Origin of the sequence: Roseofilum halophilum BLCC-M91, assembly GCF_030068445.1 — a bacterium.
GTDB classification, from domain to species: domain Bacteria; phylum Cyanobacteriota; class Cyanobacteriia; order Cyanobacteriales; family Desertifilaceae; genus Roseofilum; species Roseofilum halophilum.
In genome coordinates this window covers 1-26,056 of record NZ_JAQPOK010000166.1, presented here as the reverse complement: position 1 = coordinate 26,056, position 26,056 = coordinate 1, and the positions used below count along the sequence as shown (strand labels likewise).

24 protein-coding genes and 1 pseudogene are annotated in these 26,056 nt (G+C 47.7%); 6 read left to right on the top strand and 19 right to left on the bottom strand.

Features of this window, described 5'->3' with window-relative positions; translation table 11 throughout:
• Positions 1-101, top strand: a pseudogene (locus PJF56_RS22295) (RNA-guided endonuclease InsQ/TnpB family protein); the annotation flags it as partial.
• A 130-nt stretch (positions 102-231) separates the two neighbouring features.
• Here the strand turns inward: PJF56_RS22295 and PJF56_RS21590 are convergent.
• The 4 genes from PJF56_RS21590 to PJF56_RS21575 all read right to left on the bottom strand — a co-directional run bounded on the left by PJF56_RS21590 (position 232) and on the right by PJF56_RS21575 (position 3,855).
• Positions 232-579, bottom strand: coding sequence for a YbaB/EbfC family nucleoid-associated protein (locus tag PJF56_RS21590; protein WP_283764791.1), 348 nt, complete (start codon positions 577-579; stop codon positions 232-234).
• A gap of 142 nt (positions 580-721) precedes the next feature.
• Positions 722-1,705 (bottom strand): UDP-N-acetylmuramate dehydrogenase, encoded by a 984-nt coding sequence (gene murB / locus PJF56_RS21585; RefSeq protein WP_283764790.1) that lies wholly within the window; start codon positions 1,703-1,705, stop codon positions 722-724.
• A gap of 55 nt (positions 1,706-1,760) precedes the next feature.
• Positions 1,761-3,251 (bottom strand): UDP-N-acetylmuramate--L-alanine ligase, encoded by a 1,491-nt coding sequence (murC, locus tag PJF56_RS21580; protein WP_283764789.1) that lies wholly within the window; start codon positions 3,249-3,251, stop codon positions 1,761-1,763.
• A gap of 421 nt (positions 3,252-3,672) precedes the next feature.
• Positions 3,673-3,855, bottom strand: a complete 183-nt coding sequence (locus tag PJF56_RS21575) for a hypothetical protein (RefSeq protein WP_283764788.1) — start codon at positions 3,853-3,855, stop codon at positions 3,673-3,675.
• A gap of 50 nt (positions 3,856-3,905) precedes the next feature.
• Here PJF56_RS21575 and PJF56_RS21570 point away from each other — a divergent pair, with 50 nt between their 5' ends.
• Positions 3,906-4,922: a type I glyceraldehyde-3-phosphate dehydrogenase gene (locus PJF56_RS21570; RefSeq protein WP_283764787.1), complete on the top strand. Its 1,017-nt coding sequence runs from the start codon at positions 3,906-3,908 to the stop codon at positions 4,920-4,922.
• Positions 4,923-4,962: 40 nt separating this feature from the next.
• Here the strand turns inward: PJF56_RS21570 and thiL are convergent, their stop codons facing one another.
• Positions 4,963-5,961, bottom strand: coding sequence for a thiamine-phosphate kinase (gene thiL / locus PJF56_RS21565; protein ID WP_283764786.1), 999 nt, complete (start codon positions 5,959-5,961; stop codon positions 4,963-4,965).
• A 49-nt stretch (positions 5,962-6,010) separates the two neighbouring features.
• On the opposite strand from thiL, the gene PJF56_RS21560 reads away from it, so the two are divergent.
• Positions 6,011-6,565 (top strand): cofactor assembly of complex C subunit B, encoded by a 555-nt coding sequence (locus PJF56_RS21560; RefSeq protein ID WP_283764785.1) that lies wholly within the window; start codon positions 6,011-6,013, stop codon positions 6,563-6,565.
• A 74-nt stretch (positions 6,566-6,639) separates the two neighbouring features.
• Here PJF56_RS21560 and PJF56_RS21555 read toward each other — a convergent pair whose 3' ends face one another.
• Entirely contained in the window at positions 6,640-6,969 is a 330-nt protein-coding gene (locus PJF56_RS21555) for a DUF3155 domain-containing protein (RefSeq protein WP_283764784.1), read from the bottom strand.
• Between the two features lie 281 nt (positions 6,970-7,250).
• Between PJF56_RS21555 and PJF56_RS21550 the strand changes: the two genes are divergently transcribed.
• A complete protein-coding gene (locus PJF56_RS21550) occupies positions 7,251-8,540 on the top strand; it encodes a sensor histidine kinase (RefSeq protein ID WP_283764783.1) in 1,290 nt (429 codons plus the stop codon).
• A 72-nt stretch (positions 8,541-8,612) separates the two neighbouring features.
• Here the strand turns inward: PJF56_RS21550 and grrA are convergent, their stop codons facing one another.
• The 5 genes from grrA to tpiA all read right to left on the bottom strand — a co-directional run bounded on the left by grrA (position 8,613) and on the right by tpiA (position 13,151).
• A complete protein-coding gene (grrA, locus tag PJF56_RS21545; protein ID WP_283764782.1) occupies positions 8,613-8,975 on the bottom strand; it encodes a GrrA/OscA1 family cyclophane-containing rSAM-modified RiPP in 363 nt (120 codons plus the stop codon).
• A 61-nt stretch (positions 8,976-9,036) separates the two neighbouring features.
• Positions 9,037-9,792: a DUF554 domain-containing protein gene (locus PJF56_RS21540; RefSeq protein WP_283764781.1), complete on the bottom strand. Its 756-nt coding sequence runs from the start codon at positions 9,790-9,792 to the stop codon at positions 9,037-9,039.
• 35 nt (positions 9,793-9,827) lie between these two features.
• Positions 9,828-11,204, bottom strand: coding sequence for a gluconeogenesis factor YvcK family protein (locus PJF56_RS21535; RefSeq protein ID WP_283764780.1), 1,377 nt, complete (start codon positions 11,202-11,204; stop codon positions 9,828-9,830).
• Between the two features lie 275 nt (positions 11,205-11,479).
• Positions 11,480-12,337 carry a dihydropteroate synthase gene (gene folP / locus PJF56_RS21530; RefSeq protein WP_283764779.1) on the bottom strand — a complete coding sequence of 286 codons (858 nt, stop codon included), beginning with the start codon at positions 12,335-12,337 and terminating at the stop codon, positions 11,480-11,482.
• A gap of 79 nt (positions 12,338-12,416) precedes the next feature.
• The gene (tpiA, locus tag PJF56_RS21525) at positions 12,417-13,151 is read right to left on the bottom strand and encodes a triose-phosphate isomerase (protein ID WP_283764778.1); all 735 of its coding nucleotides are present in this window, start codon (positions 13,149-13,151) and stop codon (positions 12,417-12,419) included.
• 259 nt (positions 13,152-13,410) lie between these two features.
• Between tpiA and grxC the strand changes: the two genes are divergently transcribed.
• Positions 13,411-13,671 carry a glutaredoxin 3 gene (gene grxC, locus PJF56_RS21520; RefSeq protein ID WP_347179610.1) on the top strand — a complete coding sequence of 87 codons (261 nt, stop codon included), beginning with the start codon at positions 13,411-13,413 and terminating at the stop codon, positions 13,669-13,671.
• A gap of 146 nt (positions 13,672-13,817) precedes the next feature.
• Here the strand turns inward: grxC and PJF56_RS21515 are convergent, their stop codons facing one another.
• The 8 genes from PJF56_RS21515 to PJF56_RS21480 form a co-directional block, all read right to left on the bottom strand.
• Complete coding sequence (locus PJF56_RS21515; RefSeq protein ID WP_283764776.1) at positions 13,818-14,864, bottom strand: hypothetical protein; 1,047 nt, start codon at positions 14,862-14,864, stop codon at positions 13,818-13,820.
• Between the two features lie 122 nt (positions 14,865-14,986).
• Complete coding sequence (locus PJF56_RS21510; protein WP_283764775.1) at positions 14,987-16,147, bottom strand: hypothetical protein; 1,161 nt, start codon at positions 16,145-16,147, stop codon at positions 14,987-14,989.
• Positions 16,148-16,201: 54 nt separating this feature from the next.
• Positions 16,202-17,239, bottom strand: coding sequence for a PEP-CTERM sorting domain-containing protein (locus tag PJF56_RS21505; RefSeq protein ID WP_283764774.1), 1,038 nt, complete (start codon positions 17,237-17,239; stop codon positions 16,202-16,204).
• 182 nt (positions 17,240-17,421) lie between these two features.
• Complete coding sequence (locus PJF56_RS21500; protein WP_283764773.1) at positions 17,422-17,778, bottom strand: hypothetical protein; 357 nt, start codon at positions 17,776-17,778, stop codon at positions 17,422-17,424.
• 123 nt (positions 17,779-17,901) lie between these two features.
• On the bottom strand, positions 17,902-21,924 hold the full coding sequence (locus PJF56_RS21495) for a S8 family serine peptidase (RefSeq protein ID WP_283764772.1): 4,023 nt from the start codon (positions 21,922-21,924) through the stop codon (positions 17,902-17,904).
• Positions 21,925-22,305: 381 nt separating this feature from the next.
• Complete coding sequence (locus tag PJF56_RS21490) at positions 22,306-22,890, bottom strand: Uma2 family endonuclease (protein ID WP_283764771.1); 585 nt, start codon at positions 22,888-22,890, stop codon at positions 22,306-22,308.
• Positions 22,891-22,920: 30 nt separating this feature from the next.
• Complete coding sequence (locus PJF56_RS21485) at positions 22,921-24,384, bottom strand: hypothetical protein (RefSeq protein WP_283764770.1); 1,464 nt, start codon at positions 24,382-24,384, stop codon at positions 22,921-22,923.
• Positions 24,385-24,433: 49 nt separating this feature from the next.
• The gene (locus PJF56_RS21480; RefSeq protein WP_283764769.1) at positions 24,434-25,003 is read right to left on the bottom strand and encodes a hypothetical protein; all 570 of its coding nucleotides are present in this window, start codon (positions 25,001-25,003) and stop codon (positions 24,434-24,436) included.
• A 109-nt stretch (positions 25,004-25,112) separates the two neighbouring features.
• Between PJF56_RS21480 and PJF56_RS21475 the strand changes: the two genes are divergently transcribed.
• Entirely contained in the window at positions 25,113-25,760 is a 648-nt protein-coding gene (locus tag PJF56_RS21475) for a Uma2 family endonuclease (protein ID WP_283764768.1), read from the top strand.
• Positions 25,761-26,056: the final 296 nt, after the last annotated feature.

Here is a 26,056-nt window from a genome sequence, read left to right as displayed (position 1 = left end):
ATGATAGAGACTTAAACGCGGCTAGAAATATAAAATCAGTTGGGGCATCAACTGATTCGTTAGGCGATGTCAGACAGTCCCAGACTGCTATTGCTGTTTGAGCGGAGAATCCCCACGCCTTTAGGCTGGGGAGTATGTCAAAGCAGTTCTATCGAATCAGTACAAATAAAAAAGGGGTCACGATCGCCTGTTCACCCGAAGATTTCAGACTCACGAACCCCTGTGCAAGCATTATCCCATACCAGGCAGATTTAATCCTTCTGTCAAGGATTCCATCTTTTCCTTCATGGTGGTTGTAGACTTGTTGTAAGCATCTTTCATGGCTGCGGTAACCAAGTCTGAGACGACATCAGCGCCTTCTCCGAGAACATCAGGGGAAATGGTTACGCGCTGGGGATTTTGGTTGCCATTCATTACAACCTTGACGAGTCCACCGCCCGCTTCTCCCTCAACTTCGAGTTCCTCTAACTCTTCTTGGAGTTGTTTGGCTCCTTCTTGAACCTGTTGAGCTTTCTTAAACGCTTCGGTCAGCTCTTTCATTTTTCCTAAACCGAAGCCAAATCCCTTTCCTTGTGTCATGATTGATTAACTCTAATTTGGGTTGTTCTGCTTGTCTACGCTATTTTACCCACAGTTGGCCAGGCATAACCAAAATGGGGGTAAAAATCTCAGGCGATCTAGGGTTAGACCCTTGCCTCCTAAGAGATAGGCGTTTTTTGAGTTATGGGTTAAACGTTCCTAAAATTTTCACTTCCGGTTTCAATTGGATTGACCATTGCCGAGCGACTCGATCCTGAACATAGCAAATTAATTGATAAATATCACTGGCTTTGGCGTGGCCACAGTTGAGAATAAAGTTGGCATGGAGTTCAGAAACCTGTGCATCTCCAATTTTATGGCCTTTTAGCCCAGTTTTTTCAATGAGTTGGGCCGCTTTTTGGGGTTCAGGATTGCGAAAGACGCTGCCACAACTGGGCAGATGATAGGGTTGGGTGGCGTGTCGTTGATGGAGATGGGTATTGGTGGTGGCGATGATGGTTTGGGGATCGTTGGTTGGCTTGAGTTGAAACCGAGCCTGAGTCACCGTGTAGTTTGACCCTTGCAGGATAGAACTGCGGTAACGATATTCGAGGTCTGTATTGATTAAGGTTTGGTTGATTCCGTTACCAGAGATCACTTCAATATCCATGAGGATATCGGCAATACAGCTTTTGTGGGCCCCGGCATTCATGACCACAGCGCCACCAACGGTTCCGGGAATGCCGATCGCCCATTCGAGTCCAGACCACCCCCTACGAGCCACTTGCCGAGCGAGATAGGCTAAGGACACCCCAGCACCAACGCTCACTTGTGCCATCCGATCGTCATACTCAATATTTCGCAGGTTCCGAGTCCCGATCGCCAAGCCGGGCAACCCCTCATCGCTGATTAACAGGTTCGATCCTGCTCCAATGACGGTTACAGGTAGAGATTTAGATTTTGCCCAAGCTAAACTGGTCAGTAATTCGGCTTCCGATTGAGGGGCGGCATACCATTGAGCTGGCCCGCCCACCCGAAATGAGGTTAACCCTGCCAAGGAGACATGGGCTTGAATCATACTCGGTTGAGTCGCCCCATCCGTTGGTTTAAGTTGGATGCCTTCAGGAGCCATCTGAGTCAGACCACGAGCGCTTTTGAGTCTAGGGGGATCGTAGGATATTGTCATGGGTTTTCATCAATGGTGTATGGGCAGGTGGAGGAGGTGGCGAGAAAGTGAGACCTTACACGGAACGAGCCATGAGCTGGGGAATAATTTGGTTTAAGTTCCCAGCTCCTAGAAAAACAGCATAATCTCCCGGTTGTAAATGGGTGGTTAAATACTGTTCAACGTCTTTGAGTGTGGGTTGATAGGAGACTCGATCGTGATATTGGCCGATTGCCTGGGCGACGCTTTCACCTTGGAGATGGCTTAAATTCGCTTCACCGGCACTATAGATATCCGTTACTACCACTTGATTCGCTTGTCCGAAGGATTGGGCGAATTCGGCCAGAAACATTTGAGTTCGACTATAGCGGTGGGGTTGGAATATGGCTATCACTCGCTGGTCTTTGGCTCTTAGACTGGCTGCGGCTAAAGTAGCTTGGATTTCACTGGGATGGTGAGCATAGTCATCAATGAGTATACTGCCATTAAATTCTCCTCGGTATTCAAAGCGTCGTTTGGCTCCTTCAAAGGAGGACAGGGCCTCCTGAATGGTGGAAAATTCGATGCCTAAGTGACGACCTACGGCGATCGCCGCCAGTGCGTTGCTCAGATTGTGCTGGCCTAATAAGGGAATTTCTACATTCCCTAACACCTGACCTCGCTCCCATACCCTCGCCTGGGTTCCTTGGGAAGTATAAACAATCCGATCGACGCTATACGCTGCCCCTGACTCTAAATTCAAACTATAGGTAATGGTTGGATTAATGCGATCGCGTACCGTTGGGCAATCGATGCATCCCACTAATGTTGTACACTGTTTCTTGAATCTTTCAAAGGTTTCAATCACCTGATCGAGACTGTGATAATGATCGGGATGATCTAATTCTATGTTGGTAATCACTCCGATTTCTGCTGCGAATTTAACCAGAGAACCGTCAGATTCATCGGCTTCTGCCACTAGAAATTCTCCTTGGCCAAATCGGGCATTTCCCTCCCAGGCGTTGACTTCTCCCCCAATGATAATCGTGGGATCTAACGCGGCTCTGAGCAACAAATAACCGATCAAACTACTGGTGGTGGTTTTACCATGGGTTCCGGCCACGGCTACACTCCGATAGTCTTGGATCAGGGCAGCGAGGACATCAGAGCGGTGAAAAATGGGACAGCCCAATTCTAGGGCTGCTCTATATTCTGCGTTATTGGTATTGATGGCCGTTGAGCAAATCACTTGGGGCAAGTGAGGTCGATCCGTTACGGTTTCGGTCGCTCTAGCGACTAGCCCTTGCGGAACTGGGGCGATCGCCTCTTGAGCTGGGCTTTGCCTGTCTTCTTCCCTCTCTAAGTCAGAGCGGTTAAATTGATAAATCTCTAAGTTTTTGCCCTCTTGAGAGCCAAAAATCTGAGTCCCCAATCCCTGCAACCGTTCGGTAATATGGGATAAGCGAATGTCTGAACCCGAAACGGGTAGGTTTCGTTTGGCTAAGATGTACGCTAAAGCGGACATGCCTATGCCACCTATCCCGATAAAATGGAAGGGTTTGCCACCAAAGTCTATCGGACTAAGCATTTTTTCCTCACACACCACACCAATAACACGCGATATCATATTTCAAGATTTGTTTTTATGGCAATACTATGGCATAAAATCCCCAATCTGTTCCTGAGCGTCACCATGGTTTTCCCTATTTTGATTCCATTTGTGCCCCCAGGATAGCCTTGTTTGGCTATTTTTGAGTTTTATGATATAATAGGCAAATTTATTTATTATCTTTTCGTTTTCGTGACACCCGCTTCCGGAAATTAAACCCCATCTTCTCAAAAACTCGGTTCCCTTTTATGGTATCTTCAGATTGAACAGGCTTTCTCATGCTTAGGAAGCTCAACTCAATTCTGGAAAGTTTTTCTAGATTAGAGGATAAACAACAGAATCTGGCTTCATCCAAGCCAGGCTCTATCGGACTTAACCCTGGATCACTAGATGGACTGCCTCAATCAATCGATGGCGATCGCCAGTGAGTTACCCAAAATAGAGTAGCCTTTTCTACATTTTTTGGGGAGTCAGTCATAAAAGTCGTCCATCTGATTTCTGATTCAGGGCGAGGAGAGCTGATATTGGAGTGCGATCGCACTCGATCAGTGGTTTCCAGTCGGGTTAATGTCACAATAAACATTTAGCATTTGCTTAAAAATACTTGGTTGAAGAAATAGAGGGCAAGACGAAGTGATTAGAGTAGCAATTAACGGTTTTGGTCGGATTGGACGCAACTTCATGCGCTGCTGGGCAGGCAGAGAGAACAGCAATCTGGAAGTTGTGGGTATTAATGATACTTCCGATCCGAAAACAAACGCCCATTTGCTCAAATATGATTCCATGTTGGGCACATTGGATGCAGAGATATCGGCGGATGAGAACTCCCTAATGGTCAATGGTAAGACCATTAAATGCGTTTCCGATCGCAACCCCCTAAACTTACCCTGGAAAGAATGGGACATCGATCTAATTATTGAATCGACTGGGGTATTTGTAACCGAAGAAGGAGCATCCAAGCATTTACAAGCGGGGGCAAAAAAGGTTCTGATTACCGCTCCCGGAAAAGGAGGAAATATCGGAACCTTTGTAGTCGGAGTCAACGATAAACAGTATCGGCATCAAGATTATAACGTCGTCAGTAATGCCAGTTGTACAACCAACTGTTTAGCTCCATTTGCCAAGGTTCTCCATGAGAATTTTGGGATTATTAAGGGAACCATGACCACCACCCATAGTTATACGGGTGACCAACGGCTGCTCGATGCTTCTCACCGCGATGTCCGTCGTGCTAGAGCCGCAGCATTGAATATTGTTCCGACCTCTACTGGAGCAGCCAAAGCTGTAGCCTTGGTGATTCCTGAATTAAGAGGAAAACTCAATGGGATTGCCATGCGGGTTCCTACTCCCAACGTATCCGTTGTGGATTTAGTGGTTCAAGTGGAGAAAAGGACTTTTGTGGAAGAGGTCAACGAAGTCCTGGAAGAAGCGGCTGAAGGCCCCTTGAAAGGAATCCTCGAATATAGCGATCTACCGTTAGTCTCTTGTGACTATCGCGGTCATGATGCCTCTTCAATTGTGGATGCCAGCTTAACGATGGTTATGGATGGCGATATGGTGAAAGTGATTGCCTGGTATGACAATGAGTGGGGATATTCTCAGCGAGTAGTCGATCTGGCTGAGGTGGTGGCGAAAAACTGGCAAGCTTAAACCTATCAGTATTGCCTCCATTATCCATCGACTCCATAACTTAATTAAAATGTTGGAAGCCCCAACGTCGATCTAAGGTCGAGTTGGGGTTTGGTTTATCTTCGTGGTCGAAACGATCTAAAAGTTCCAGGCGATCGCCAAAGGTGAGTTCTCCAATGATGGCTGCATCTTCCCCCAGTTGGTCTACGAAACGATCGGCAACCTCCGGAGGAAGACACAACACTAACTCAAAATCTTCTCCCCCATAAAAAGCCCAATGGCGAATCTGTTCGTCAGAAAGTACAGCCTTTAAGCCGTGAGCGGTGGGAATTTTACTCAGATGAATTTGAGCGCCTACCCCACTGGCTTGGCAAATTTGCTCTAGGGCATCGGCTAACCCGTCACTACTGTCCATTCCGGCGATCGATTGGGGATGCAAATCCCATAACTTAGGCAATACATCCAGGCGCGGTTGTGGATATTGATGAGCCTGAATTAAGCGTTGGCGATCGCCAGGCGACAGCGCCGTAGACCATTCCGGATTTAACAAACATTCTAAGCCAGCGCGGGAGGCTCCATGAACCCCGGTGACCACAATCCGATCGCCAGGTTGTCCCGTATGGCGGTGACAGAGGCGATCTGGCTGCGCTTGTCCCAAAGCGGTAATACTGAGGGAAATGACGGGCGATCGCACCACATCTCCCCCTATAATCGGGGTCTCATAGGGTTGTAAACACTCACTCATCCCTTCATAGAGAGATTCAACCCACTCGACTTCGGTTTCCCCCATCAAGCTTAACCCCACAGTAATCCCCACCGGAGAAGCACCCATGGCAGCTAAATCTGATAAATTGGCCGCTACCGCTCGCCAACCCACTGCATGGGGGGGCGTAGTGCGATCGCTAAAATGGACTCCATCAACCAACACATCCGTCGTCACCACCATCCGGTATCCTGGAGCCAGATCTACCACTGCCCCATCATCGCCCACCCGATGGGCCGGACAAAACCGAAAAAGATGCTGCAACAGGCCCTGTTCTCCAATTTCTTTAACCTTCATAACCCCGTCGTAAAATATTAAAAGCGTCTTCTATACTTTAAACCCTGACATGATCGGCGAAAATCCTGCCTTAATTCCCTTACTGATCCTGACCCTTCTGCTGTGTATCGGTCTCTTTTTCTTTATCCGAGCATCCGTCAAAGACCGAACTGAAGAAATTACCCTCATTGCCAATGCCACAGAAGAAGAACTGCTTCCCCAACTGCAACAGTATTTTGACAGCCGAGCCTATCAAGTCACAGCCCTAGAGAGCCAAACCCAGAAAATTACTCTCGAAGGTACGGTTCAACCCAGTTGGTTTCTGGCCATCTTTCTCTCTTTTTTAGCTGCCCTGGGCATCCTTTGTGCTAACCTCGTATTCTCCACCCTCTGGCCTGAGTTTCCCCCGATCCTATGGATGGTGGTTGTTCTTGCCCCTGGTGCGGGTTGGTTCTATTGGAAGGGCGCTTATCGTACTGAACAAGTGGAGCTGCAAGTTCAACCCCTAGAGCAACCCACGCCAACGGCGCAAAGTTTGATTGCTCTGAAAGCCCACCGAGATGAACTCGCTGAACTTCAGAAAGCTTTAGAACCCTTGATCTCTTCTGAGACAGAGTTTAGCTAAAACCCTGCCTCATAAGCTTGCCGAGTGACCTGAAGCTTGACACGCTGCTATCCGATCGGATAAGGTGTATCAGCTTATTTGGCTTCAGTTACGCCGGTTCCCAGTAGCATTGATGGGGGTTGGAGTTCATCGGGATGTTTCAGACTGGGAAACAGAAAATGGTTTTCCTCGACATATTGAGCGCCGAATAAACCTTTTTCTGCCCAGAAGTACCGATCTGTGGTATGCTCGTTCCGCTTGACCAGTAATAAAGCGGGTGGGATAATCCCTTGGGCACGAATGAATTTTCGCGCTGCCGTTACGGGTTTATCTTCGCCGCTTTCAATGCTATACTGAGGAACTTGTTCGAGGATGCGTCGTCCTTCCTGACGACGACGGCTTTTGCGCTTACGTCTTCTAGCCAAATGTCCTTACCTCCCCTTTTAGCAGACAGATGTAGTTGTGGTTACAAAATACGTGCAGATTATATCGGTTTATATGAAAAAAATCAATTGGTCTTAAGATAAATCAACAAAATTTGCTAATCATCGGGTGGCGATCGCAATGAAAATTCCCAGAGAACTTCCGGGCTAAACTCCTTGAGTACCCGGAAACCACTACAATGGGGAAAGCGAAATCTAACTCTGGCATTACGGCAATGTCGGATGTTGTGAAATCCTAACGTCCCTGCTTAAGTTCTATTCTCATGTTAAGGCCTGCCAGTTCGGAATTTATTGAACTGTGTCGATCGCAAATCTCCCTACTGACCCAATCTTTGGGTGCTTCCTTGAGTGCAGTTTATCTAACGGAACACCATCTAGACCGGTCGTTTACGCAACTGATTCCGATCGCCGCTTACCCGGATCGGGCGACTCCCTGGACTGAGTTAGAGGAGATCGCTTTTCTTCCCTACGAGGGACAATTTCAAGGACTCACCCCTTCTTTACCCAATTCCGTCGATCCGAAGTTGGAATCAACGGACTCGGAGGTATTGCCCCAATCCCATCAACTGATTCTACCCCTGGTGAAACAACAAATGTTGATGGGTTTTTTAGTCACTCAACGGCAAGATCGGCAATGGGATGAACTAGAGCGAGAACAGATTCAACAAATTACTAATACTTTAGCGATCGCCTGTTTATTGGATCAACGGGGTCAATGGTCTGAACATCGCTATCAACAGCAGACGGAGCTACAAACAAAGCGTCACGAACTGTTGCATAATTTTTTGCATCAATTCCGCAACCCCCTAACGGCTTTGGGAACCTTTGGGAAATTGCTGCTCAAACGACTAGCTCCTGCCGATCCCAATCGGGCGATCGCCGAAAATATGCTCCGGGAAAGTAGGCGGCTCCAGGATTTGCTACAACATTTTAACCAATCCATGGATGCCCTAGAACAATCGGATCGCACTCTAGAATCTGATGGAAGTGAGGCTTCAGAACAGCGACTGCTGAGGGCTACCCCTTCCCTTTTGCCCCAACTTCCTCCTTCCCTGGGTCAGATTTCCCTTACGCTTAAATCTTGTACCATTGAAGAGATTGTCGCCTCGCTTTTACCTTCGATTGAGGCGATCGCCGAAGAGAAAGGACTGAGCCTCAATTGCCAGATTCCACCTCATTTACCCCTAATTGAAGTCGATCCCACGGCGTTAACGGAAGTTTTAAATAACCTCTTGGAAAATGGGATCAAATACACCCCAGCTCCAGGACATATTTATTTACAAGTGACGGCTCACAACGCCCAAAATCAACTCTTAATTGCCATTAGCGATACGGGCCCAGGGATTCCCCCAGAAGATCTCCCAGAGGTCTTTAAGCGCCATTATCGAGGGGTTCAAGCTGAGGGAGAGATTCCCGGAACCGGTTTGGGTTTGGCGATCGCCAAAGATTTAACTGAACAAATGCAGGGAACCATCAAAGTTTTTAGTCCAGCCGCCTATCCACCCAAAGCCACGCAAGGAACAACCTTTGTCGTCAGTTTACCAATTCCGTAAGATCAATTGAGAGCAAACTTTTTAAGGGGGTTTGGGGGATCTATAACCTGGCATTCTCACCAAGAAATGGTATTACCGATTCCGGAAGTTCACAAAACCGCCCCCATCGCGCCATCCATTGCGCCATCCACCCCCATTACGGAAGCTGCCCCCATTGCGCCATCCACCGCTATTTCTGAAACTTCCCCCATTGCGGAACACATTACGAAATTGGGCTATATCTTGGCTCGTTTCAGTTTCGGCAGATTGGGAATTTAAATCGAACTGTTGTTGGCGATTTTGTAAGGTTTCCGTTAAGCGATTTAACCGTTGTTCCAGGTTAGAAGATTGGCTCGAAAATTCAGCGACACTTCCCGTTGCTTGAGCAGGGGAACCACTCAAGGTGGATAAAGCTAATAAAAAACCGACTAATCCGGTACTGGTGGTAATTTTCATCAATAACTCCTTTGCATAATATGCTTTCAAAGGATAGCATTATCTAGATTGGGCGGTAAACTTAAACAGGCATCATCCTCTGCATGGCTTGGGCGATCGCATAAATCAACGGTGCTAACGCTAGTGCAGGCAAAAATGAGGCAATCCGCAGCTTACTGATATTGAGCAAATTCAAGCCTAAGCCTAGCATGATAATTCCCCCCACTCCAGTCACGAGGAAAATACGCGGGTCGTTGGCAGGATTGGGTAAAATTTCAGTCAGGCTACCCGCGAGTAAAGACATGCCCCCTTGCACAACAATAATTGTGAAAATAGAAAACCCCACGCCAATGCCATAACTGCCAGTGAGCGCAATGGAGACTAAGCCATCCATGGTTGCTTTCAGGGCCAATAAACGATCGTCACCCGTAAGTCCATTATTCAGAGAACCTACCAAGGTTAAAGGCCCCACACAAAAGAGTAAACTCGCAGTCACAAACCCTTCCGTAAACCGTCCCCCTCCCCGAAACCAAGTCTTTAGTTGAGAACCAATAGTATTCAGTCGCTCTTCGAGTTGCCACCATTCCCCCAACAACCCACCCAATGTTAAGCTAATTACGGCCAACACTACCCCATCAACCTTTCCCGCTTGCCCTTGAGTTAAACTGCTGGCCATACTGATTCCCAGATACAGAGTAATCAACCCCATCCCCTGAGTAATCGTGTTTTGAATGCGCTGGGGCAGTTGATTTTTCAGCAGCAACCCTAACCCGGTTCCCACTAATACCGTTGCCACATTAATCCAGGTTCCACTGGTTTTGACCCAAAAATCAAACATTTGCAAGTAAGGGAATAGGGAATACGGACTTGATATCACAAGCCCTGTACGCGACCATACCAACGTAACAAGACTTTGGCCAATTGGCGGGAATTATGGCGTACCTTATGGCCGATCGCATCTTCATCCATCACATTACTCATCACCATCCGATAGCCTAACTGGGCCACATTCTCCCGATCCAAGAATACGGGATGGGAACCTTGTTTGGCGTATCGGATCAGAGCCGCTTCCGAAGGGGGTCGTTTATGAACCAAAACCGCATCAAAAATGCGTCCTTTCACCACTTGCTCGATCGCCCGAATATGATCGGAAACCGTATAGCCATCGGTCTCTCCCGGTTCCGTCATGATATTACAGACATAAATGCGAGGAACCCGTTTTTTGGCGATCGCCTCCACAATTTCCGGCACTAATAAATTAGGAATCACACTCGTATATAAACTTCCCGGCCCAATAATAATATAATCTGCATCCTCAATGGCGGCGATCGCCGCAGGCAGAGCCGGTGGCGACTCCGGAACACAACCAATCTTGACAATTTTCCCCTGGGCTTCCGGAATCCGAGATTCACCCTCAATCCGGCGGCCATCGTCCATTTGCGCCCATAAATACACATCCGCCAACGTCGCCGGTAACACCTGACCGCGCACCGCTAACACATGGGAACTGGCGGCGATCGCCTGCTCCAAATCCCCCGTCACCTCACTCATCGCCGTCAAAAACAAATTACCAAAACTATGACCGGCCAACCCATCCCCCGTCCTAAACCGATATTGAAACAACTCCGTCAACAACTTCTCCTCATCCCCCAACGCCGCCAAACAATTACGAATATCCCCAGGGGGCTGCACCCCCAACTCCCGCCGCAACCGTCCCGAAGACCCCCCATCATCGGCCACCGTCACAATCGCCGTAATATTCGCGCTATAGAACTTCAACCCCCGCAACAGGGTCGATAATCCCGTTCCTCCTCCCAGAGCCACAATTTTCGGCCCCCGATGCAGACGACGGTGGTTCATCAACCGATCCACCAACTCCTCATCCCCAGGGGGCATCAACACCTGACTAATAGAATTCACCGTTTGACTCTGGCCCCACAAAATCAGTAGAATCCCTCCAATCACCACCAACGGCCCGCTAATGGTATTGGGAACCAACTGGGCCAAACCACTTAATACCGCCTCCGTTAACCTCAGTAAATAGAAAACCGGGGTCATCTTCGTCCAAATCGCCAATCCAAACACTGCCAGAATCATCCCCCCAGCGCTAATCACCATCCAACGCTTGACAAACAATCCAGGGGATAACCACTTAAACCACTGATTCAAACGCGAAGACTTGCCTCTGCGTCGGTCAATGGCTTGGGCATGATAATTTTTTCGCAGTCGCTTGAGCAGACTAAAGGACATAAGCTTGAGGATTCAGGTCAAAAATTGGGTATTGGGGGAGATTCAATGGAGTCAATAGAAAGGTTAACTCTTCTACATCCGATTCACAAGCAAACACCAGAGATTAAGCGCCTTTGGCTCTCAGTCTAACCTGAGTTCAGCATCACGAAGGGTGCAGAAGAGAAGGGAGCCATAGGGAATTACCCTACTCAGTTATCTCTCTACACAAGACTACAAATCCCTTGACCGGAATTTTGAAAGCGCTCTAATCAGATATCGTCTATTGAAAGGGAGATTTAGGGGGATCTCATCGCCCCCCGATAAATCGCATCCGCAACCCGACACACCTCCGCCATCTGCGGTAGATCGTGGACTCTTACCACATCTGCCCCCCCAGAAATGGCTGCACAACAGGCTGCTGCTGTGCCCCAAACCCGTTTTTTTGGGTCAGGCTGGTTTAAAATATGACCAATAAAACTCTTGCGCGACGGGCCAATTAACACTGGATAACCCAATTCTCGCAGTCGGGGAATCTGGCGCAAAATCTGCAAATTTTGGTCGTAGGTTTTGGCAAATCCGATGCCTGGATCGATGATAATCTCTTTAATTCCTGCTTTTAGAGCCTTGTGGATTTTCTCCTCTAAACCCCCCAAAATCTCCCCGATTAAATCCTTATAGTCGGTCAACTGTTGCATCGTTTCCGGAGTTCCCCGCATATGCATCAAGATTATCGGGACTCCTAGTTGAGCTACCGTTGCCAACATTTGCTCGTCAAACTCTCCCCCGGAAATATCATTCACCCAATCCGCACCGGACTCTACCGCAGCCTTGGCTACCTCGGAGCGGGTTGTATCAATAGACACTGGAATACTACCATAGGGTTCCGGCAATTCTCGGAGGGTCTCGATGGCCGGAATCACCCGATTTAACTCCTGATCCAGGGAAATTTGGATGCTACCGGGGCGGGTGGATTGGCCGCCAATATCGACCACATCTACCCCCTGATCGACCAAATATTGGCCATGGGCGATCGCCGTTTCTAAACGATTAAACTCCCCGCCATCACTAAAACTATCTGGCGTGACATTCAGCACCCCCATCACATAGGTTCGCTCTCCCCAATCGAACGAACGTCCCCGCACCATCCAAGCCATAAGCCTATCCCTATAAAAACCTAAAAATTGTAGGGGCGTTTCATGTCCCGAAGGGAAACAGCCGGAAAGCCCCTACTCCCTAGTGCTTTACGCTATAATTGACGATCCGGGCAAATCCTGGTGCATCTAGACTCGCACCACCGACAAGAACCCCATCAATTTCCGATTGGGCCATAATCTCATCAATATTATCCGGTTTCACCGAGCCTCCATATTGAATCGGCACGTCCTGATTCGAGAGCTGGGAACGAATCAAACCAATCACCCGGTTGGCTTCCTTAGAATCACAAGTTTTCCCGGTTCCAATTGCCCAAATCGGCTCATAGGCAATCACCAATTGACTTTGATCGATTCCGACTAAATCCCGATCCAACTGGGAACGAATATGAGATTCGGTTTCCCCATTCACTCGCTGTTGCTCTGTTTCTCCTACACAGAGAATGGGGATTAGCCCATGTTTCTGAGCTGCTTTCAGACGTAAATTCACCGTTTCATCGGTTTCGCCAAAATACTCCCGGCGTTCGCTGTGACCGATGACCACATACTGGACTGGGATCTCCGTCAGCATGGGCCCGGACACTTCACCGGTATAAGCGCCCTGGTCTTGCCAGTGAACATTTTGAGCGCCCAGATTGACGCGAGTTCCCTTTAATTTTTCCGCTAGAATCCCTAAATTGGTAAAGGGAACACACAAAACGACGGTTCGTTCTGCGGGGGTTGGTTCCAATTGAGGGAGAAATGCTTGCACAAACTCTAGGCTCTCGGCCTGGGTTTTGTGCATTTTCCAGTTACCTGCTAAAACTATCTTTCGCACTGATGAAGTAATCCTCAGACTAAGCAATATTCATAAGCTCAAAGGAGCATAGTACCCTTTTTTGGGTGCTTCGTGCAATCGTTATATCAAACCCCAAGAATCACGCTACACATCAATCCCCGTGTCCCCGTGTCCCCGTGTCTCCGCGTCACCGTGTCAATCATCATGTAGCAAACATCTAAGAATTTCATATTACCTGGGGCGATCGCCAATTTTGTATAGAATTGTAAAGGAATTAGATCGTGGGAGAATCACAACTATCATGGCAAAAGTTGAAATTTACACCTGGAGTACCTGCCCTTTTTGTCTGCGAGCTAAAGCTCTATTAGATCGCAAAGACGTTGACTATATTGAATATTGTATCGATGGAGACGAAGACGCACGGGATGAAATGGTAGAGCGCACAGGCGGCCCGCGATCGCTCCCTCAGATTTTTGTTGACGATAAATATATCGGCGACTGTAGCGGCATTTACGACCTTGATGCTCAGGGTAAACTCGACCCCATTTTAGCACTGTAAAGTCAAGGACAAACATCTTGTTCGCTGCCTTTCTCTAGCGAGCAAGATGCTCGCACTCCTCTCCTCTATTGTTCGCTGCCTTTCTCTAGCGAGCAAGATGCTCGCACTCCTCTCCTCTATTGCCTCAAATGCTCTGTATCACAGAACTAGCGTTTCGCTACAGAAATCGCTTTCACTGGCTTAAATAGGGGAGAACCATCAGGAGACAGCACAATAGTTCCCTCCCTATCTCTTTCCACGTCACAGAAGAGATAATTGCCCTTTTCATCTTGTTTCAAGCGCAATTGGCCGTTCACCATTTCATAATCTGGGGGATAAAACTGGGGAATGCCCTGCAATTCTACCACTTGACCCCGGTCATCTTGTAAGACAGGACACACGAGTAACTGTCCTTGGCGATCGAATACCCAGTCTTGAGTTTGAGGATGGCGAACGGGATTAGCATAGATGGGTAAACCCGCCGAGGTTGTTAAAGGTATACCATCCTCATCGCGAAGAACGGTTAAAAATACCGGTTCTCCATCAGGATTTCGCACCAATTCCTGAGTCTGAGGATCGTAGAGGGGAATAGAGCGATCGCCACTCTCTTCTGTAATTTTTAACTCTGGATGGGGTGGATGTAAATTCGGCAACTCACCCTCATCAATAATCGCCAACTCCTTCGTATATTGCACCGCCGCTTTCGTAAACCCAGAGCGACTCAAAAACGCCTGCATCCCCGTCTGTTCTCCAGAAACCAGGATATCCAAATGGCTCACCTTCATCTCATAAGCCTTGTCAAGTGCTGCATCAGTCAGCAATTGAATCGTCTGCGGATTTCGGTATTCCGGCTCAATATAGAGTCCCAAAACCGAACCCACGCGCCGTGGCTTAAACGGATTATTCAGTTCATGTTCAAATTGCCATTCTAGGGGCAAATCCGGCGGCGGTGCTTCATCGTAACAATAGACCAACAAACAGCCCACAATTGATAGAGAATTCTGAGTATCTTCCAACACCCACCCATAACTCAGGGGACGGTTTAACTGTTGAGCAATATAAGCCTGGAAATCAAAGTCAGACTTAATCGACAAAGCTGGATCTGCCATTTCCCGCTCTTGGGCAAACTTAGCCCATAATGGCGCAATTTCTGCCGCATCTTCCAGAGTCGCCAGACGGCAAGTATACGATGTCTTTTTCGAGAAGTTAAACATGCTATTTTGACCTATCAATAAATACCATTTCCCGTAGGTTGGGTTGAGGAACGAAACCCAACATCTTCGTTGGATTTATGTTGGGTTTCACTTCGTTCAACCCAACCTACAAATCTACAAATCTAAGCGCCTTTACGTTTGCGTGAAGCCATTTTACCTAAGCCAACCAGACCCAGCATGGTAATACTACCGATAACAGAAGGTTCAGGCACAGGTTGGGAAGCGAATCCTGAATAGCGAACATAGCGCTGTGAATAGTTGTAGAAGCCAAAACGACCCGATTCAAACTCTCCACTGATGTCAAAAATGGTTTCTCCATCAATATCAATTTTGATGCGGTCAGTTTCATAAAGCAAAGTAAAATCATAGTCCGTACGAGCTTTCCAACCCATGCCCGATCCATAGTGAGTAGCAAGAAGATCAAACTCAGAACTTTCTTGGTGGTGCCAAAAACTTCCTGAACTTATGGATGTTCCCTTGACTTCACTCAAAGCAAAACCTTCATATCCACGCTGTTTCCCCATAGAACCAAATTTAGTCCAATCAAACAGCAGAAAATCAAAGTCATTAGCTGGATCGTTGTTTGCAGCAATGGGTGACTGATAGCCGAAGACAAATCCAATGAAATCGTCATCGTAGGGATCTTCAACCCTAAATTTACCCGTGACAGTGGTATTGATAAACTCCTCCGGACTGACAAAGAAGGTTGGATTTCCATTAATCGTCTGAAGAACCGAACTTCCATCGGGAGAAACGACCCAATTACCATATGTAGATGGGCCTTCTTGTGTCCAAGTTCTCAAGTCAATTGGTTTTGGCTTTCGATGATTAGGCTTTGTAGGATTATAAGCCTGAAGTGTAGACAAAAAGTTATCTGGTGTGATCGTATCTCCGGGTAATGACTGGAGAAACTTAATCAAGTTGGCATTCTGTGCTTTTTCTTCGAGCAAGTGTAAAGCAAAGGTTAGTTCATCACCAGAAACATCAGGTAACAGAGTATTGAGCAAAGATTGACTTAGAGGCTCAAGAGGTTTGTTAGGATCGATAGAAATTGGCCGGTTTAACTGTTCGTAGAGAGCTTCAATAGATATGACACCATTGTGAAGTGCTTCTGGTAAATCTGAAGCTTTTCCTGTTTTAGCAAAGCGTTCAAGTTCAGCAATTGATAACCGGTCATTGTCAATCTGAAGATAATTAGCTGCCCAAACTGGAGCAGCGATATTGAGGAGGGAGAAGATGCCAACAACAGAGAAAGTTTTGAAGCAATTTTGTAACATAGACATGAGCGCTATTCCTCTCAAGGGTAGATGTGAACGGTGAAAAAGTTAGAACAGTGTCTAAACGGACTTACGACGCAAAGATTGAGCTGCACCAAAAGCCGCTAATCCCAATAACCCCAACGTTGCCGAGGGTTCGGGGATTTGAGTTTGTTTGAGGGCTTCTGTGGCTTTAATGTCCACAAAAGCAGCACTAAAGGATTGAGCCGTAGTGCCTCCAGAACGAAGCAGATTTAAATCCCAAGCTGCCCCACCAATAAGTGAGTTTCCCGTCGCCCAAGCTAAATCTACATAATCTCGTTTAGTGTTGTCACTATAGTGGTGAGATCCCCAACCCCGATATGGAGGACGGGGATATGGAGGACGGGGCGGATATGGCTTCAATGGAGACTTGGGTGGTAAAGGTGGATTGGGAAGTTCAGGTGTTTTTAATCCATTTTCAACTGTAGAAAATCCACCTTGTCCATCAGCAAAAAAAGTATTTCCATCTCGGTCAGATCCGATCGCTTGCTGGCCATTATTTCCAGTCATGCGATGATTAACCACAACGTTGAGCAAGGCATTTTTATCGTCTAAGGCGTTCAGAGTATTGTCGAAATTCAGAGCAGAATTGCCATTATCCCGGTCTTCATCCGTCACCAAGACAAAATTGACCGCAGCTCCTTGGCGGAACGAGTAGTTATTTAAGGCATAGTGAATCGCCGAATAGCCATCTTCAAAGGTACCATTGGTTACCAGAGAGCCAGTGGCATTGGCAAACTCGGTAGCACTGCCAAATAAGCCACCTCCGACCGGAATGGAGTGACCTAACCGAGAGGAAGACCAGCGATTGCCAAAACCCACTAAACCATAGCGATTTTGCTGAGATTTTGTGCCAACCCCTTTAGCTTGTAGAGCGGCTTCTAAATCTCCAATGGTTTGTCCGATCCAGCTATGTTCGCCACCCATAGACCCGGACTCATCGACGACAAACACGAAGTCGGCAAACTTAGCAGCAAAAGCAGAGGGAGCGATCGCCATTATCAACGCTAATGCCCCAACAATAGACCCTAACGCATTCACGTAGAGCAGACTTAGGTGGTGAGAAAACAGTTTCATAGATTGATCCTCGGTAATACCGGATACAAAGTTGAGTAGAAGCTACAGGAGCCTCTATAGGGTTCTCAGTTTTTTCCGGTCATTTTTATGCCAAATCTCCCTTTTTGTAATGAAACGTTATATTTGACCAAACTGCTGTAGGGGCGATCGCCTCCTCGCCCCTACTATCCGATACAGTGCAACTACGGAGAACTGCCAGCCGCTTGCTGTTGTCTCAACCGTTGTAACTCCTGCTGCAGTGTCGCAATACGCTGTTGCAACAGAGCAATTTGCCCTTGGTTATTCCCCATTTGAGGTTGTCCCTGCTGCCGAACCGCATCCCGCATTTGGGCTGCCGTATTCGCCGCTTGTTGCATCGCATTACGATTCGCTTCCGCTTGAGCATCGTGAATCCATCCGTAAACCGGGACTTGTCGCCAACCTTGTCGCCAGCGTTTCCCATCCTTATACCAATAGGATTGCCACTGATAGCCCACTAATCCCCAGGTACGGATGCGGCCATTCCAGTAATGGGCTTGACTCTGATACTGGTGTCGCAAGCCTTCGTAATGGTTAGCCAGCGTATTGATCTGATTCGTTTGTGCTGTTAAGCTCTGGATCGTCCATTGAAGTTGCCGAATTTCCGATTCTTTCGCAGCAATTCGATGGGCCAGCGTCGTCAGTCACGTGAATCGAGGCTCGTATTGTGTGGGAATACCACCCGGATTCAGCATGAAACTAATCATTAGACCGCGCTGACGATTATTCAAGTTCTGACTGGCCAAGGTATTCAGAACATTAACAATCTGCTGACCCGCAGGACTACCATCAAACAGAGGACGACCATAGGAACTGGTAACGCCATTGAGCATCACCGGTTGCAGTACGTTTTTCTGGTCAGTTGTCAAGCTGTTCCAAGCATTTTTGGTTGCAACCGGCACATTCGGATCATTGGGATTAGAACCATTAAAAAATGGTAGATATAGAGCCGGAACTCCATTGAGTACGAAAGGCCCAAGCTGAGTTTGTTGAGCAGAAGTCAAACCACTAATGGTTTGCAGTAAGGGCAAAATTTTATGCGGGTCGCTGCCATCAAACAAGGGTTTAAACTTGGGATCGATCCCATTTTTCAGGGCTGGGCCGAGATTGTTTTGCTCGGCAGGAGTCAGCAATTTCCATGCTGCTTCTAACTCCAAAACATCTGGAGGAATTGGAGCAGGGCCGGGAGTTGGGGTTGGGGTAGGAGTAGGTTGGGGTTTCCGATTCTTGAACCACAACACTGCACCCCCAATAGCCGCGCCAACGAGAGCAATACCGCCCAAAACAACACCAACCTTGCCTAAAATGGGCAAGCACATGAATTTTGGAATCAGTTTGGTCGAGATGAAGTTGCGGATTTTGTTGATAACAGGGATGGCTTTCTGAACAAAGCTCACCACTTTCTTGACAACGTTGACGACTCTCTTGACAACACTGACAACTTTCTTGACAACCCTGACAACTTTGTTGAATACCCTCTTCACGCCGCGCCAAAGTTTTTTGAAGAAGGCGGGACGTTCTGCGGGAGTTGCCGCACCATTGAGGAGTCCTAAACCGGACAAGACTGGATCTTTCTCCAGGGTGTAAGCTTCTCCTTGGGTCAGGGATGCCGCTTGCACTGCCAATCCCAAGTTGAGTAAACCTGCTCCCGTTTCTGCATCCCAACCGGGAGTATGCAAATCTACTGCCGTGTCCTTGAGAATGGCCTTAACTTGGGCAAAGTTCAAATCCGGATTCGCTGCCCAAACTTGCGAGGCTGCACCCGTCACTTTAGCTGCGGCAATAGAGGTTCCCGCAAGAGCCGGTTGTCCCCACTCAGTATCTTCCCTATCTTCCAGAGAAGCCAAGACATTAGACAGCATTTTTTGCGTGGCAGCCAAGGCTTGAGCTTCTTCTTCTGAAGACAGGAGGCGATTTTCTGAGGTGTCAGAATTATCAAGAATGGGGTCAAGGGTGGCAATGTCTCCTGTGCCCAGATTCTCAGTATTGAAGTTATCGTTCAGCAATGGCGGAACGCTGGTTTCATTGCTGGTGATGCTACTACCCAGGGCTGGAATAGGAGCGGCTGGAGTAGGAGTGCTGGTATTTTCCCCAGTCTCATTGCTGGGAATGGGTGCAGTGGGAGCCACACCACCAGCAGTATCAGTAGCAGCGTTCTCTGTACCCGAATCTTCGGACTGCTCCATCAGAACCTCAACTAACTCAATCTCCTCTGCGCTTAAGCCAGCAAAGGCATCCACTTGAGGATCTTGTGCCAGAGTGGTGGGGTCATCGAGTCTCGCGCCGTAAGCAAGTAGGTCTAAACCGTTACCGTAGCTGGAATACTCCGCCCGTTCTGCGGCTTCATCGGCTGCACCAACGGTAATCACGTTGTCGAAATCCTCAGACGCTTGTCCCAAGGCAGACATGACCGCTTCCCCTTGGTTTCCGGCTGCGGCAACAATCAAGACATTGTTATCGCGAGCATATTTGAGGGCTGCAATTTCCGGTTCAGTAAATTCCGTGCGGGTGGTGATGGAGCCATCGGGGTTTTCTTGGGTTAAATCAAAGCTGAGGTTAACAACAGCGTTGGGTTGCTCGGATTCTTTGGCGGCATCGACAAATTCCACGAGAGAATCGGCCCATTTGCCAGAACCAACGGCACGACCTAACCACAGGGGAGCATCATCGTTAACGCCGTCAATACCGACGTTGTTGTTTTGAGTTGCTGCAATGACTTCTAAGACTTTTGTTCCGTGGTCGTCTCCTTCCCCTTCCGCTAATAAGGGGTTATCGTCGCCATCGATATAATCTTTACCGAGGGTAATCCGACTGTCGTCAATGTCGGGGTTGGTTTCGGCAAATCCGGTGTCGATGACTCCCACGAGGGGTTGGTCTTCTGGGTCGAATTCAAATTTACCGGCAAGAGCGTTGACATCGGCAAACTCATCTTCGGTTAACTCGGCAAAGGCTGCTTCGAGTTCGGCGTTGAGTTCGGCAATGAGGTTATCTTGCTCTTGTTCCGTGGGTGCGTCAGCCGGTGGCTCTTCGTTGACGATATCGGGATTTTCGGTGATTTCGGCTAACTCTGCTTTCAGCTCGCTGAGAACGTCTTCGAGTTCGGGAACGAGTTCGGTGTTGAGGTCATCGGTGATGGTGGCGACGGAAACTTCGGGTTCTAGGGTGTCGAAAACATAGTCGAGAATTTCTTGACCGAGTTCGGTTTCGCGCCAGTCGTTGTCTGCATCGATGACATCATCGAGATCGACGGCATCGCCGGTTGCGCCTTTGATGCGGAAAATGATGTCATTGTAGTCGTAGTCGCTGCTGCCATCGACGCGGATATCTTCCATGACGAAGGTATTGCCTTCTCCGGTAACATCGGCGATTTGTCCGACATGGAAGCCACCATCGGGGTTAGCGGTGGAGAGGGAGAATAGGGGACGACCGGAACCACCGATACTGGGATTGTCAAAGACTTGTTGTACGGTTTTGTTGGGAACGAGCATGATGCCAAAGGTATCCCCAGGGCGCATCTGCACGGTTTTGGCTCCGGCAAATTCGCCTTTATTCCAGTTTTTTTCGCCTAGAGTGCCCTCGAATTTCGCGCCTTCTGTTTTGTCAGAAATGACGATTTCACCCAATTTAGGGGTATTTTCGGCGGGTAAATCACCATCGGTGGGGGCGGGTTCACCTAAATCTGGGTCAATCGACGAATCGGTTGATAAACCCGCCCCTACATCGGATGTGGGTTCGGTGGTTTCGATACCCAAGGCGCGAGCGGCGGCTTCTTGGATGAAGGCTTCTGAACCGGGTTCTAGGTCGTCCATGCCGTCTAAGCTAAAGAGGGCGACTTCTCCGCGATATTTGCCGCCGTCAAAGAGGTACTCGATTTCAATTTCTCCGGTTTCGCCGACGGTGAAGATGCCGGTTGGAGCTGGTGACTGTTCTTGGGGTTCTACGGGAGTCAGTTGCGCCTCTTCATTGTCTTCTGAGTCTTCAACTGGCTCGTCGGTAGTCTCTTCAGGTTGGGAGTCCGTGGGGGCTGATTCGTCTGGATTGTCGGCGATCGCCGCATCAGTGCCTAAATCAGCATTGTCTTCATCCGCTTCAGCACCTTCAACAGCTTCAGATTCAGGAGGAACGGCCTCATCTGCCCGATCTGCAAGGGTGAGATCCTCTTCACCCGTAGTGTCATCGGGTTCAATCTCCGGATCGGCCTTATCGACGGTGAGTTCAGGCTCAACAGCATCTTCATTGGCTGAGTCAGCATTCGGCGCGTCGCTTAAGGCTTGGGCGACAACACTCTCTGGGGAACCGTCAATTTCTGATTCAGCTTCAACACCGTTAACTTCTTCAGCGTCTGCTGTCGGGGAGTCGGTAATAAACTCAATCTCCTCAATGTCCGCGTCTGGAATCAGGTTATCCGCTTCGGGTGTTTCTACTGCCTCTACCTCGTCTGTAGTGGCGGTGTGTCTGGTTGTGTCTTCCGTCTCTGGTGCATCTTCGACTTCTGGCGCATCTGTGTCTGGAACCTCGATATCCTCTAGGGGAAGGGCATCAGGGGTTTCATCGAAGCCATCCACGATACCACTAGGCGTAAGGATGGGTTCGAGAATGAAGGTGTGAGAGTCCTGGAGTTTGGTGGTTTTGGGCGATGGTTTGTCAAACCAGTTGATTAAGGGCATGAGTTAATCCTCGGCATATGCACAATGGATAATTGAGCAGAAGCAACGAAGGCTTCTATAAGTTAGTCAGGTTTTGGGGGGGTAGTTTTATGCAAAATCCGGGATCTTGTAATAAAACTTTATAATTTTCCAAAAGAGCTACAACAGAAAGAAAACCCCCAATTTCTTTTGAATCAGGGGTTTTAGCCTTATTTTGCTCATCTCTCAATTATGAAGTAATGTTAAAAAATGCAGAGGCTAGTTAGTGGGTTCGTGCGGGTTGACAAAAATAGTCGTCAGTCTACAAGATTTGGGTAAAACCCGCCCCTACAGATCGAGACATGCTTTGTCTCTACCCCAATCGCAATCTGTAGCGTAAATCAATAGATTTGATATTACTGATTACCTACCAGATAAAATTTGATTCGCAGTTAACTGGAATTCAGGAAAAATCACCGATTGGATCTCCTCCTCCCCTTGAAAAACTGCCTCATCATAAAACCCAGAAACCAGGGTGAAGATCGTCACCCTTTCACCCACTGGATCGACGACCCAATATTCCTGAATTCCTAATACTGCATATTCCGATCGCTTATGGCGATAATCAGTCGTTTGAGTCGAAGGACTCACCACTTCTACGACCAAAATAGGGGGAGCTTCATCTAATTCAATCACCGCTTCTCGGTTCGCTAAGTCTTGCCACTGTTCTAGGGGTAAGAGGGTTACATCCGGAATCCGCGAAGTGTCCCATCTTCCTCCACGGGGCGATCGCACTCCAATTCTCATATCTTTAGATGTCCAAGGAAGTCCCTGGCGGGAAACTTCTGCCTTAAAGCAATCATTCATAAATTCAGCGATCGCCCCATGTCGTCCCGTCCCTACACTCATCGCAATTAATTCCCCCTCAACCAATTCATAGCGGGTATTCGTGCCATCGTCATACTGGAGATATTCGGCAAACGTTAATTTTTCAGTCGCAATAACCAACTCCTTACTCCTGATTCCTTACGTCTAACTTCATTTTATAATCAGGCTCTGGTTGCTCACCTGAACCTCCTGGAACGGTTGCCATTGAATATAGCGCAGGGAATCGCCCTGGGGAAGGGGCAGTTCTTGCACTTCAATGTCCGGTGATAGATTCGCTAATATTCTAGAATCAAATAGCACCAAAGTATTCACCCTCGGATCGAGGAAGGCTAAATCGTCAGTAAGCATCATTCCCAAATCCGCAGAGAAATAGTCCCGAAAATAATAGGACACTAATCGCGCATAATGACCACTAGAAAGAACGGTGGTGCTTGTAGGGGGAAAGGTTTGGTAAATGGCATCCCGTCGCACTTCTACAAATTGGTCATAGTCCTGGATTTTTGCCCAGGTGCGCCATTGAGGGGGGCCCCAGATAAAGAGTAAACTATTACAGAGGATAAAACTGACGATCCAAATTTTTAGGGCTTGGGGAGAGCGAGAACGGTTCTGCTGTAAATACCAATCCAGGGCTAGGGCTGCCAGTAGAATAACTACGGGCATAACGGTATAACTATGACCTTGGCGTTGGAAGTGGACAAAGGTGAGATAGAGGATACTGGGAAAGCTCCACAGGAGAATGGCTTGAGTTCGCCAGTCGCGGATGGGAAGGGGAGGAATTCGGGAACGGTTAGAGTAAGCAAACCAGAGTAAGGGTATGGTAACAAATCCTAGAGTCATGACCAGGGTATAGAGCCATAACCGGATATTGGAGATAATTTCTTGAAGGCTATCGCTATCTTTGAGATGACCATCTAACCAAATTTGGATGGCGCTAACGTAGGCATCAAAACCACCAGAGAGGATGAGTAGGGGAATCCCCCAGAGTGAAACCCCGATCGCCCCTGCAACCAAGGCTAAGATGATATCAGTTGCTCGATAGCGTTTCTCGCGCCATGCCAAACCCGCAGCCATACTCCAGAGGGGAAACAGGAAAATAGGAGTATTGGGACGGATACCGCCAGATAATCCTAACAGGAGAGCCGAAAGGAGCAGAGCGCGTCTATTCCCATTGCGGCTATGATGACAGGCGATGACAATCAGAATTACCCAAGCCAGTTCTAGGGTGTAGGATAATCCCACTTCGCTATAAAACCAAATCAGGGGACTCGATAGCATCAGAAATGCAGCGATCCATGCCACACTACGATTAAACCAGAGGTTTCCTAAAACATAAATGGCGCAAGTGGCGATCGCCATGGCCATAATATTCACCATCACTAAACTTTGATTGGCATCGTGTAACCAAAGGTTCAGCACACGAGCCGATAAAATCAGGATTATAAACGTACCCGGAGCATGGGGTTGATGGCGCTCTAGATCGAACTCTTCCATCGCCCAGGCAAAGTTCACGCTATCGTGTTCGTAGAGGATTTGACTTTGGAACGGTAACCGGGTGGCGATCGCCAGTAGGAATAGCACCACTAACGGCCAGCGATGTTGCAGAAAACGAGCCATGGTTGTTGTTGGAATTTTGTCATGCTAAACTTTAGCACTACTCCTTACCCTAGGGTAAAAACATCAGTTCACCTCGCAGGATGTCTTCGGCTTCAGCAATGGTACTGACTCCCCGTTCAGTTAACAATTGATTCAGTTCAGGATCGGTGGTGAAGCGACGACCTTGATTAAAGTAGACCGTAGTCACTGGAAAGGTTTCATCTCCCCTAGGGCCAGCCCCAATGATATACTCAGCAATAACAATAACATCGGGTTCTGACCCATCAAAGTCAATTTCCTGGAAGGATACTGCTTTTAAATTGGACAAAATCCAAGACTCTGCATGGGAGTTTGGGGGTAAAGTATGAATGACTTCGCCATTGGTCTGCATTACGTGAAATTCCAGACTGTTCTGAAATTTTGTGGCGACAAAAGCCACTTCTCCTAAGCCTCGAAGACCGAGCCAAAAACTCTGGTCAATAATAATTTGGCGATCGGGCAAGAATAAATTACGCTCTACCCAACCCAGTTCCGCCGCATGAAGCAGTCGAGGTGGAGTGAGATTTTTGGCAGTTTGGGCAAGTTTGGGTAAGGGTTGGGGGCTACTATAGGCGGCAAAGCTCACACCTATGAAAGCCATAAATAATATCAACGGAAATAGTTTAAATCGCTTCATGATTGATGTCTGGGTTCGCTCTTCTTTCCCTATCTTACGATAGAATTAGTGAGATATTTCATTACTTATTCCTATGCCCCTAACTCTCCAATTCCAACAACTGGATATTCCCCCTGGTCAAAGATTGCTCATTCATGACCTGAACTGGGAAGAATTTGAGCAATTTTTAATTGAACTGGGAGAAAAACGTGCCAGTCGGATTGCTTACAGTCACCATACTTTAGAAATCAGAATGCCACTACCAAAACACGAACGCGCTAAATCTTTAATTGGGGATATGGTGAAAATTTTATTAGAAGAACTAGAAATTGACTGTGAATGTTTCGGATCGACGACATTCAAGCGCCAAAAAATGGGATTTGGGATTGAACCCGATGAATGCTTCTATATCGAAAATCATCAACAGATGATTGGCAAAAATAAACTTGATTTAGCCATCGATCCGCCTCCTGATTTGGCGATTGAAGTTGATGTCACGTCTAAAACTCAGACAGATGCTTATATCCGCTTGGGAGTTCCGGAGTTGTGGATTTATGGCGAGAAGGAACTGAAGATGTATGGGATAGAAAATGGGGAATATCAACAGATTCAACAGAGCAAAGTGTTTCCGGAGTTTCCTATAATAGATTGGGTGAAAGAGGTGTTAGCAAGAAGTTATGCGATCGGGCGAAGTCCGGCTTTACGGGAATTTCGTCAACAAATCAGACGGTTGGAAAATTGATGTATGCGATCGTCATATTTAATGATTCAATTTTAATTAATTATATCTATTTTATCTAACTTAAAACCCTCATCCGGAGGTTGAATACCTAGAAATTCCCGATAGATTCTAGGTTTATATTCTTGGCTTAATTCGTTGACCGCTTGAATACAGCATTTTTCGATGTTATGAGGTACAGTAATCGAAATGTTCCTTGAGAGTGTTGTCCCATGAAAAGCCTGAAGAATGGGCACTCTAGCGTAAAAAATGGTTTTCCCATTACCCATTACCCATTACCGCGCGAAGCGCTGTAAGCC

What these genes read in the sequence shown, in the direction of transcription:
- PJF56_RS21495 (WP_283764772.1), bottom strand. Translation starts at nt 21,924, where the DNA reads ATGCCCTTAATCAACTGGTTTGACAAACCATCGCCCAAAACCACCAAA.
- PJF56_RS21550 (WP_283764783.1), top strand. Translation starts at nt 7,251, where the DNA reads ATGTTAAGGCCTGCCAGTTCGGAATTTATTGAACTGTGTCGATCGCAA.
- PJF56_RS21535 (WP_283764780.1), bottom strand. Translation starts at nt 11,204, where the DNA reads ATGTCCTTTAGTCTGCTCAAGCGACTGCGAAAAAATTATCATGCCCAA.
- PJF56_RS21480 (WP_283764769.1), bottom strand. Translation starts at nt 25,003, where the DNA reads ATGGCTTTCATAGGTGTGAGCTTTGCCGCCTATAGTAGCCCCCAACCC.
- PJF56_RS21540 (WP_283764781.1), bottom strand. Translation starts at nt 9,792, where the DNA reads ATGTTTGATTTTTGGGTCAAAACCAGTGGAACCTGGATTAATGTGGCA.
- PJF56_RS21515 (WP_283764776.1), bottom strand. Translation starts at nt 14,864, where the DNA reads ATGTTTAACTTCTCGAAAAAGACATCGTATACTTGCCGTCTGGCGACT.
- PJF56_RS21510 (WP_283764775.1), bottom strand. Translation starts at nt 16,147, where the DNA reads ATGTCTATGTTACAAAATTGCTTCAAAACTTTCTCTGTTGTTGGCATC.
- PJF56_RS21505 (WP_283764774.1), bottom strand. Translation starts at nt 17,239, where the DNA reads ATGAAACTGTTTTCTCACCACCTAAGTCTGCTCTACGTGAATGCGTTA.
- PJF56_RS21575 (WP_283764788.1), bottom strand. Translation starts at nt 3,855, where the DNA reads ATGTTTATTGTGACATTAACCCGACTGGAAACCACTGATCGAGTGCGA.
- grrA (WP_283764782.1), bottom strand. Translation starts at nt 8,975, where the DNA reads ATGAAAATTACCACCAGTACCGGATTAGTCGGTTTTTTATTAGCTTTA.
- PJF56_RS21485 (WP_283764770.1), bottom strand. Translation starts at nt 24,384, where the DNA reads ATGGCTCGTTTTCTGCAACATCGCTGGCCGTTAGTGGTGCTATTCCTA.
- thiL (WP_283764786.1), bottom strand. Translation starts at nt 5,961, where the DNA reads ATGAAGGTTAAAGAAATTGGAGAACAGGGCCTGTTGCAGCATCTTTTT.
- folP (WP_283764779.1), bottom strand. Translation starts at nt 12,337, where the DNA reads ATGGCTTGGATGGTGCGGGGACGTTCGTTCGATTGGGGAGAGCGAACC.
- murC (WP_283764789.1), bottom strand. Translation starts at nt 3,251, where the DNA reads ATGCTTAGTCCGATAGACTTTGGTGGCAAACCCTTCCATTTTATCGGG.
- PJF56_RS21560 (WP_283764785.1), top strand. Translation starts at nt 6,011, where the DNA reads ATGATCGGCGAAAATCCTGCCTTAATTCCCTTACTGATCCTGACCCTT.
- PJF56_RS21475 (WP_283764768.1), top strand. Translation starts at nt 25,113, where the DNA reads ATGCCCCTAACTCTCCAATTCCAACAACTGGATATTCCCCCTGGTCAA.
- murB (WP_283764790.1), bottom strand. Translation starts at nt 1,705, where the DNA reads ATGACAATATCCTACGATCCCCCTAGACTCAAAAGCGCTCGTGGTCTG.
- PJF56_RS21590 (WP_283764791.1), bottom strand. Translation starts at nt 579, where the DNA reads ATGACACAAGGAAAGGGATTTGGCTTCGGTTTAGGAAAAATGAAAGAG.